Source organism: Mesorhizobium sp. M7A.F.Ca.CA.002.15.2.1 (assembly GCF_003998715.1).
Classification (GTDB): domain Bacteria; phylum Pseudomonadota; class Alphaproteobacteria; order Rhizobiales; family Rhizobiaceae; genus Mesorhizobium; species Mesorhizobium ciceri.
Genome location: NZ_RZPI01000503.1, coordinates 1 through 4268, shown reverse-complemented (window position 1 = coordinate 4268; position 4268 = coordinate 1). Strand labels below are relative to the sequence as shown.

Genomic DNA, 4268 nt, shown 5'->3' with positions numbered 1-4268 from the left:
GTCACCACCGCAAGTGCTGCCAGATAGACGATGAAGATCAGCCGCAACGGCCATGGCTCGTATTCAGCCAGAAATCCCGAAGTCAGTGCGCCGAGGACGAGGCCGAGGAAATTGGTGCTGGTGGCAATCACACTGGCGCGCGACTTGTCCGCGCCGGGAAGAAGCTCGGCAATCCACGCGGTTCCGGTCCCCGCGCCGACGCCGATGCCAAGCCCGCTCAGGATGCGGGCGACGTCGAGCGAGACGACGTTTACGGCAAACAGGAAGACAAGCGCACTGACGATGGCGACGAGCATGGCCGCCAGGCTCGCGGGCCGGCGTCCGACAATATCGGAGACGCTGCCCAACATCAGAAGTGCCGCCAGATTGCCGACGACATACACGGCGTAGATCAGCGTCAGGGTGATTTGTGAAAAGCCGAATTGCTGCTTGTAGACGATGTAGAGCGGCGTCAGCACCGTGCTGCCGGCAAACAGCACCGCAATCATCGCGGCGACGGTGGGGATTGCGAGAGCATCGCCACCTGCCCCTTCGTGCGTATGCGCAAAATCGCGAATGGCCATGGCCAACCTCGTCACCAATTTCGGGGATCGAGGATCTAACGCGGTTTCATCCACGACGTTCCAACCGACAGGCAGGCTCCTGACAGCACGGTGGACATTGCTTGAGCGGGATGTCCGCCGGCTGAACAGGCTCGGATCGGGGCCAGCGGCTCCGATCCGTCATCTATCGTTCAACCGGTCGGCGTTACCTGCAAGCAAAGCCGGGCGCGATCTTGCACTTGCCGGGACGCGGCCTGTGCGGCGGCCGATGGTGCGGAGGACGGTGCGGCTTGTGCCAGTGTGGCGGCCGATGCGGCGGACGCACGATGATGATTGGCGGGCGAACGATCTGGGAGCGTTCAAGATAACCGGCGCTGGCCCAGCCGCTCACGCCGCCGCCATGGATTCTACACCAGCCCGGCTGGCAGCCGGTGACATTGACCCTGAAGCCGGCGGGCAGCGTTCCCACTTTGGCGTATCCCGCTCCCGGCCCGCTGCGGACGTTGAGGTTGGTCGAGGTGTGAGCGCTGTAGGCGAAGGCCGCGGCGGACGTCCCGAACACCGCGGCCAGGATGGTCGCGGCCACAAGCAGAAAACGAAATCTCATCAGTCCCCTCCATTCGAATCCCGGCCGTTCATCTGCTTCGGCCAAGACTGCCCTGCAAGAGGAGCGGCCAAGCCAAGAAAAGTCAACAGGTGGGCGGCCGTAACCGTCCTGGCCAGCGGGACTGATGCCGGATTTTCCTTGGACATGGTTGAGGAATTTCGCGGTTGCCATTTATTGGCTCCTCAACATCCGCTAGCGTTACTCTCTTTCGACAATTCATCGCGGGCAAAGGTGGGATCCATGGGCAAAGGCAGGGTCGAGGCATTCACCGATGGCGTCGTGGCTATCATCATCACCATCATGGTGCTTGAGTTGAAAGTGCCGCATGGCGAGGATTTCTCCGCCTTGGTGCCGTTGTGGCCGATCTTCTTCTGCTACGTGCTGTCCTTCATCAATGTCGGCATCTACTGGAACAATCTGCACAACATGTTCCACACCGTTCAGCGGGTCGACGGGCGCGTGCTGTGGGCGAACCTCAATCTGCTGTTCTGGCTGTCGCTGATGCCGGTGACCACAGCCTTCATGGGCGAGAACCACTTTGCGCCGGTGCCGGTAGCAGTCTATGGCACCGACCTCGCGCTATGCGCCATCGCCTACACCATACTCGCCGCCGCGCTGCATCGCCTGCACGGCAATGATACCGCCTTTGCCAAGGCGCTGGGTAATGACCGCAAGGGGAAGCTCTCGCTGGCTGTCTATATCGTGGCCGTCGTGCTGACCTTCGTCAGCCAGTGGATCGGCGTCGCGCTCTATGTGCTGGTCGCGATGATATGGCTCGTACCGGATAGGCGCTTTGCGCGGGTGATCGAAAAGTAGTTGTCTTCACACATTTTCAAGGTAGAGCGCTGCACGGCTTTCCCAAATTGCCCTACTTGCGCATCGCTTTCAGTTTTTCCGCCACCGATGCGGCGAGGTCGGCATAGAGCTCCTCCAGCCGTTCCGCGGCCTTGATGATCGAGAAATCATGGCCGAATTTTTCCAGCGCCATGCGCAGTTTCTCGACGAACTCGGCTTGTTTCTCCAGCGCGGAAAAGAGTGTCTTCACCTGCGCTTCGCTGATGTCGGGATTGGCCAGCATCTGCGGCACCTCGCGGCCCATCTGGTCGCCAATGGCGGTCTGCTCCTTCAGAATTGCAACCCAGTCCGTCAATCAGGAACCTCCGTTTGTCCCCAGGCCTAAATCTCTTTTGCGGGGACAAAGGGCAACATGCGCAGCCTCGGCCGGACTGGTCAACCCGACAAGACGAGCAGAGGCTTGCACCGGCCCGTTCCGGCGCTAAGTTCGGCGCATCGAACAAGGAATCCATCGCCCATGATCACCGACGCCGAGATCCAGACCGCCCTGCCCGCGCTTGCTCCAGGCAATGCCGCCGTGATCACCGGCGCTGCCAGCGGCATCGGTCTGGCGGCCGCCAAGCGGCTTGCATTGCTAGGCATGAAGATCGTGCTGGCCGACATTGGCGGCGCGCGGCTTGACGACGCCTCGCGCGCCGTTTCCGCGATTGCCGGCGACGATGCCGTGCTTGCCGTCGCCGCCGACGTTTCGAAGGCGGATGAGGTGGACCGCCTCGCCGAGAGAGCGTTCGGCGCCTTCGGCGGCGTGTCGCTGCTGATGAACAATGCCGGCGTCGGCGACAACCCCGGAAAGCCGTGGGAAAACCGCGATGCCTGGAAACGGCTGCTGGACATCAATTTCTGGGGCGTTGTGCATGGCGTGGAGGCCTTCGCGCCGCGCATGCTGGCCTCGGCCAGGCCGGGTCTGATCGTCAACACCGGCTCCAAGCAAGGCATCACCACGCCGCCCGGCAATCTTGCCTACAATGTCTCCAAGGCAGGAGTGAAAACCTTCACGGAAGGCCTGGCGCACGCGTTGCGCAACGAACCCGGCGCCCATGTCGCTGCCCATCTGCTGATCCCCGGCTTCACCTTTACCGGTCTGACCGAGGGTGCGACGGAAAAACCGGCCGGCGCCTGGACCGGCGAACAGGTTGTGGATTTCATGCTGGAATCCCTGACCAGGGGAGATTTCTACATCCTGTGCCCGGACAATGAGGCGGCCCGGCCGCTGGATGAAAAGCGCATGGCCTGGGCGATCGGCGACATCATCGAGAACCGCCCCGCTTTGTCGCGCTGGCATCCGGACCACAAAGGCAGTTTCGCAGCCTTCATGAAAGGCTGATCTTCAGGCCGCTTGCTTTTTCGACCCGCGCTTCTGTGCCACGGCCTTCTTCGCCGCGATGTCGGCGATCTGTTCGTCATGCCGCTTTGCCGCACGCTCGCATTTGGCGCGGATTTCCTCGACTTCGGATTCGGTCAGATGCTCGATGCCGATGAAGTGGTTGTGGCCCTTGCCGACCCGGATCAGTTCGTCGAGCTTGGCCTGGATCGCCGCGCCGTCGCGGTTCTGAGTGTTCTGGATCAGGAAGACCATCAGGAAGGTGATGATGGTCGTGCCCGTGTTGATGACAAGTTGCCAAGTGTCCGAAAAGCCGAAGAACGGACCGCTCACCCCCCAGGCGATGATGATGAGGCAACAGACGGCGAATGTCGGCGGCAGGCCGGCTATGCGGGCGACCCAGTTGGCAACCTTGGTGAAATGCTTTTCCATCTATCGAAATCCTCGACGCTGCGGCGCGATGAGAAACAATCAGCGACCGCTTCAGGTTCCCGATGCGAACAAATACCTCAGGTACAATTGCCTGCACGCATAGGGAGAATAGTCTGGAAAACACACCTTATGGGTTCAATGCCACAGTACTCCCGCAGGCAAGAGTGCCTGTTCCTTCCGCTTCACAGCGGTTTACCTCCAGCCCCTTCCGCTGCGCCACCCCCGCATGGCGGAAGGGGTTTCAGTCCGGAGAGCGCGGAGCATGGTTTCCCGAAAGCGCCGACCGGCAGAAGGACAGACGGTCGCTCCACTTTCCCGCAGATTGCTTGGCAGCGCCGGCCTAGGCCTGCTGATGGCCTGCGCGGCCGTGACCGCCAGGGCAGAACCATCAACAGCACCGGCTGCCGAAATAGCGACCGATCCGACAATCACCGGCAGTCTCGAAAGGCATTGGACCAACAACGCGCTGGACAGCGACCATGCGGTCAAGGACTGGTACACACTGTTGCGC

6 protein-coding genes are annotated in these 4268 nt (G+C 61.5%); 2 read left to right on the top strand and 4 right to left on the bottom strand.

What is annotated here, in order from left to right; genetic code table 11:
• Both ENZ74_RS23725 and ENZ74_RS23720 read right to left on the bottom strand, forming a co-directional pair.
• A partial coding sequence (locus tag ENZ74_RS23725) for an MFS transporter (RefSeq protein ID WP_164761160.1) occupies positions 1-563 on the bottom strand: 563 nt, incomplete at its 3' end.
• A gap of 184 nt (positions 564-747) precedes the next feature.
• Positions 748-1149 (bottom strand): SH3 domain-containing protein, encoded by a 402-nt coding sequence (locus ENZ74_RS23720; RefSeq protein WP_063168298.1) that lies wholly within the window; start codon positions 1147-1149, stop codon positions 748-750.
• Positions 1150-1389: 240 nt separating this feature from the next.
• Between ENZ74_RS23720 and ENZ74_RS23715 the strand changes: the two genes are divergently transcribed.
• Positions 1390-1965: a TMEM175 family protein gene (locus ENZ74_RS23715; RefSeq protein ID WP_013530981.1), complete on the top strand. Its 576-nt coding sequence runs from the start codon at positions 1390-1392 to the stop codon at positions 1963-1965.
• 52 nt (positions 1966-2017) lie between these two features.
• Here the strand turns inward: ENZ74_RS23715 and ENZ74_RS23710 are convergent, their stop codons facing one another.
• Positions 2018-2299 carry a hypothetical protein gene (locus ENZ74_RS23710; protein ID WP_027160626.1) on the bottom strand — a complete coding sequence of 94 codons (282 nt, stop codon included), beginning with the start codon at positions 2297-2299 and terminating at the stop codon, positions 2018-2020.
• 162 nt (positions 2300-2461) lie between these two features.
• Between ENZ74_RS23710 and ENZ74_RS23705 the strand changes: the two genes are divergently transcribed.
• Positions 2462-3328 (top strand): SDR family NAD(P)-dependent oxidoreductase, encoded by an 867-nt coding sequence (locus tag ENZ74_RS23705; RefSeq protein ID WP_013530979.1) that lies wholly within the window; start codon positions 2462-2464, stop codon positions 3326-3328.
• A gap of 3 nt (positions 3329-3331) precedes the next feature.
• On the opposite strand, the gene ENZ74_RS23700 is transcribed toward ENZ74_RS23705, so the two are convergent.
• Positions 3332-3757: a low affinity iron permease family protein gene (locus tag ENZ74_RS23700; protein WP_013530978.1), complete on the bottom strand. Its 426-nt coding sequence runs from the start codon at positions 3755-3757 to the stop codon at positions 3332-3334.
• Positions 3758-4268 lie beyond the last annotated feature (511 nt).

Bases quoted from the DNA above. Each gene is read 5' to 3' on its own strand.
- ENZ74_RS23715 (WP_013530981.1), top strand. From the start codon at position 1,390: ATGGGCAAAGGCAGGGTCGAGGCATTCACCGATGGCGTCGTGGCTATC.
- ENZ74_RS23720 (WP_063168298.1), bottom strand. From the start codon at position 1,149: ATGAGATTTCGTTTTCTGCTTGTGGCCGCGACCATCCTGGCCGCGGTG.
- ENZ74_RS23705 (WP_013530979.1), top strand. From the start codon at position 2,462: ATGATCACCGACGCCGAGATCCAGACCGCCCTGCCCGCGCTTGCTCCA.
- ENZ74_RS23700 (WP_013530978.1), bottom strand. From the start codon at position 3,757: ATGGAAAAGCATTTCACCAAGGTTGCCAACTGGGTCGCCCGCATAGCC.